Source organism: Streptomyces sp. MH60 (assembly GCF_002939385.1).
Lineage (GTDB): Bacteria > Actinomycetota > Actinomycetes > Streptomycetales > Streptomycetaceae > Streptomyces.
On record NZ_MULI01000169.1, the window covers coordinates 1 to 3,019 of the forward strand.

The 3,019-nt window shown below is 75.7% G+C and carries 3 protein-coding genes and 1 pseudogene; all 4 read left to right on the top strand.

The features are described 5' to 3' along the window. Nucleotides 1–168: pseudogene (locus tag BZZ08_RS39775) on the top strand (spermidine synthase); the annotation flags it as partial. Between the two features lie 256 nt (nt 169–424). Further along, nucleotides 425–1,585 (top strand): sensor histidine kinase, encoded by a 1,161-nt coding sequence (locus BZZ08_RS38255; protein WP_104636715.1) that lies wholly within the window; start codon nt 425–427, stop codon nt 1,583–1,585. After that, entirely contained in the window at nt 1,582–2,319 is a 738-nt protein-coding gene (locus BZZ08_RS38260) for a response regulator (protein ID WP_104636716.1), read from the top strand. Before BZZ08_RS38255 ends, BZZ08_RS38260 begins: the two co-directional genes overlap by 4 nt. Nucleotides 2,320–2,371: 52 nt before the next feature. Then, the coding region (locus tag BZZ08_RS38265; RefSeq protein ID WP_198601951.1) for an SRPBCC domain-containing protein at nt 2,372–3,019 on the top strand (648 nt) is incomplete at its 3' end.

Genomic DNA, 3,019 nt, shown 5'->3' on the forward strand with positions numbered 1-3,019 from the left:
TGGGGCTTCCTCCTGGCCGCGCGCGGCGTCCCCGCGCTGCGCCTGGACCCGGCGGCACCCCGCCCGCGCACCCTCACGCCGGGATCGCTGGCCCGGGACGCCCGCGACGCGGCCCGCACCCGGATCCCCGGGCTGCCCCCGTCCACGCTCGTGCATCCGCGGTACTGATCCCGCGAGGGTGCCGCGACCGCGTCCGGCAGATCCCCGTGCGGCGGCCCGGCCCTCCCCCGGGTGCGGGACGGACCGCCACATCCCCCTGTGGATCGCTCGCACCGAGAACCTACGGCCGCACCGCGGCCCCCGGAATCCGGCGGTGGGTGGAGACCGGAGCCAACCCGCCGTGGTAGCCGCCCGGTTCCTGCAACTTCCGCGGTACCGCGGAAGGATGACGCCGACGCCGGGCGGGCGGACCTACGCTGCGGGAATGCGCCTGCACCCCTTGGTGGCCGACGGCCTGATCGCCGCGGCGCTGACGACCGTGGCGGTCCTGCTCGGCACCGAGGCCGTCGCCCAGGGGTGGCCCGCGCTCGACCCGCTCGCCTGGACGCTCGTCGCCCTGCTGACCCTCCCCCTCGTCCTGCGCACCCGCGCCCCCGTCACCGTCTGTCTCGCCGTGCACGCCTGCTGGGCGGTCTACGTCACCCTCGACTACTGGCCCGTCGTCGGCTCCTTCGGCCCCATGCTCGCCGTCTACACCGTCGCCTCCCTGCGCCCCGACCGCACCGCCGCCGCCTGCGCCGCGCTGCTCGCCGGGGTCTGGATCTACGCCGGGCTGCGCAGCGACGCGGGGGCGATGGCCTCGGTGGCGGGGCAGGCCGTGGGCTTCCCGCTGGTGCTGTGGCGGTTCGGGTACGTGGCCCGCCGGACCGGCGAGCTGACACTGCGGCTGCGGGCCGAACAGGCCGACCGGGCCCGGCGCGAGGTCGCCGAGGAACGCGTGCGGATCGCCCGTGAACTGCACGACGTGGTCGCCCATCACATCGCCGTCATCAACGTCCAGGCCGGACTGGCCCGCTTCGTGTTCCACTCCGACGCCCGCACCGCGCGGGACGCCCTGGACACCATCGAGGGCGCCAGCGGCGAGGCACTGGCCGAACTGCGCCGCATGCTCGGCCTGTTGCGCGCCGACGGCGTGCAGGGTGCGGACGGCGCCCCCGCTCCCGGCCTCGGCCAGCTCGACGAGATGGTCACCCGGGTGCGCACCGGCGGCGTGGGCGTCCGGCTGCGCGTCACGGGCACCCCGCGTCCGCTGCCGCCCGGCGTCCAGCTGTGCGTCTACCGGGTGGTGCAGGAGGCCCTCACCAACGTGCTCAAGCACGCGCCCGGCGCGGACGCCGCCGTCGAACTCGCCTACCGCGCGGGCGAGGTGACGGTGTCGGTGACCGACGACGGACCCGCCGAGGGGCTGGTTCCGGACACACCTGCCGAACGGGGCGGACACGGCTTGATCGGGATGCGGGAGAGGGCCAAGCTCTACGGCGGGACGATCGCCGTCGGCCCGCGCAGCGAGGGGGGTTTCGGCGTGCGCCTGACCCTGCCGACGCCGGTACAAGCCGCACGCCGGGGAGGCACCGTCCGGGAATGACCGACGCAGACCGTCCGACGGACGGGCCGATACGCCTGCTCGTCGTCGATGACCAGTACCTCGTCCGCAGCGGTCTCGCCACACTGCTGCGCGCCGCCCCCGGCATGGAGGTCGTCGGCGAGGCGGCCGACGGCGCCGAGGCGGTGGAGCTGGCCGCGCGGACCCGGCCGGACGTGGTCCTGATGGACATCCGCATGCCCGGCCTCACCGGGATCGAGGCCACCGAGCGGATCCTCGCCGAGGCGGTGGACCCCGCGCCCCGCGTCCTGGTCCTGACCACCTTCGACCTCGACGAGTACGTGTACGGCGCCCTGCGGGCCGGCGCGTCCGGCTTCCTGCTCAAGGACGCGGGACCCGAACGGCTGCTGGCCGCCGTCACCGCGGTGCACGGCGGCGACGCGCTGTTCGCCCCCGCGGTCACCCGGCGCCTGGTGGAGGCGTTCACGCGGATGACGGACACGGGACGTACGGACCCGGGGCGCGGGGAAGGCCCGGACGCGGATCCGCCGCCCGCGCTGACGACGCTGACCGGCCGCGAGGCCGAGGTCCTCGAACTGGTGGCCCGCGGTCTGAGCAACGCCGAGGCCGCCGACCGGCTGTTCATCAGCGAGGCCACCGTGAAGACCCACCTCAACCGCACCATGACCAAGCTGGGTCTGACCAGCAGGGCCCAGGCGGTGGTCGTGGCGTACGAGACGGGACTGGTGACGCCGGGGAGCGCGGGCGGCGGGTGACTTCGTGCCGACGGGGGGTGTAGCGGGCCTCCGCTGGGTAGGCTGCGCTGACATGGAGCATGAGGTGTTCGTTCCGGTTCCGGCCGAGCGGCTCAGGGACGTGCTGGCCGACCCCGTCCGGGTCGCCCGGGCGGTTCCGGGGCTCCAGCAGGACGCCGGTGCCGAGCCCGTCGCGGGCCGGCTGAAGGTCCGCATCGGCAGTCACTCCATCACCTACCGCGGCTCTCTGCGCCTGTCCGCGCGCGAGGACGGCACGTACTCCGTCGAGGGCGACGCCACCGAGTCGCGCGGCACCGGCGCGGTCACCCTCGCGCTGACCCTCCGCACGGACGACGCCGACGGCGGCGCCACCCTCACCTTCACCGGGGCGGCCACCGCCGACGGGCGGGTCACGGAGCTGCCCCCGGAGTCGGTGACGTCGGCCACGACACGGCTGCTGACCCGGTTCGCGGAGAACCTGGGCACGGCGGCGCAGGCCGCACCGGAGGCCGCACCGGAACCGGAGCCGGGCGGGGACCCCGAGCCGCGACCCGCCTCCGTCTTCGACACCGAGGTCCCCCCGCCCTCCCTCATGAACACGCACGAGGACGAGGTCGAGGACGAGCACGAGCACGAGGGCGGAGCAGACGGAGACCGGGCCGGGGACGCCGGCCGGCCCGACGAGCCGGCCGTCCCGCCCCCCGCCGAGGCCGCGCACGCG

Coding starts and splice junctions, on each gene's coding strand:
- BZZ08_RS38255 (WP_104636715.1), top strand. CDS start 425: ATGCGCCTGCACCCCTTGGTGGCCGACGGCCTGATCGCCGCGGCGCTG.
- BZZ08_RS38260 (WP_104636716.1), top strand. CDS start 1,582: ATGACCGACGCAGACCGTCCGACGGACGGGCCGATACGCCTGCTCGTC.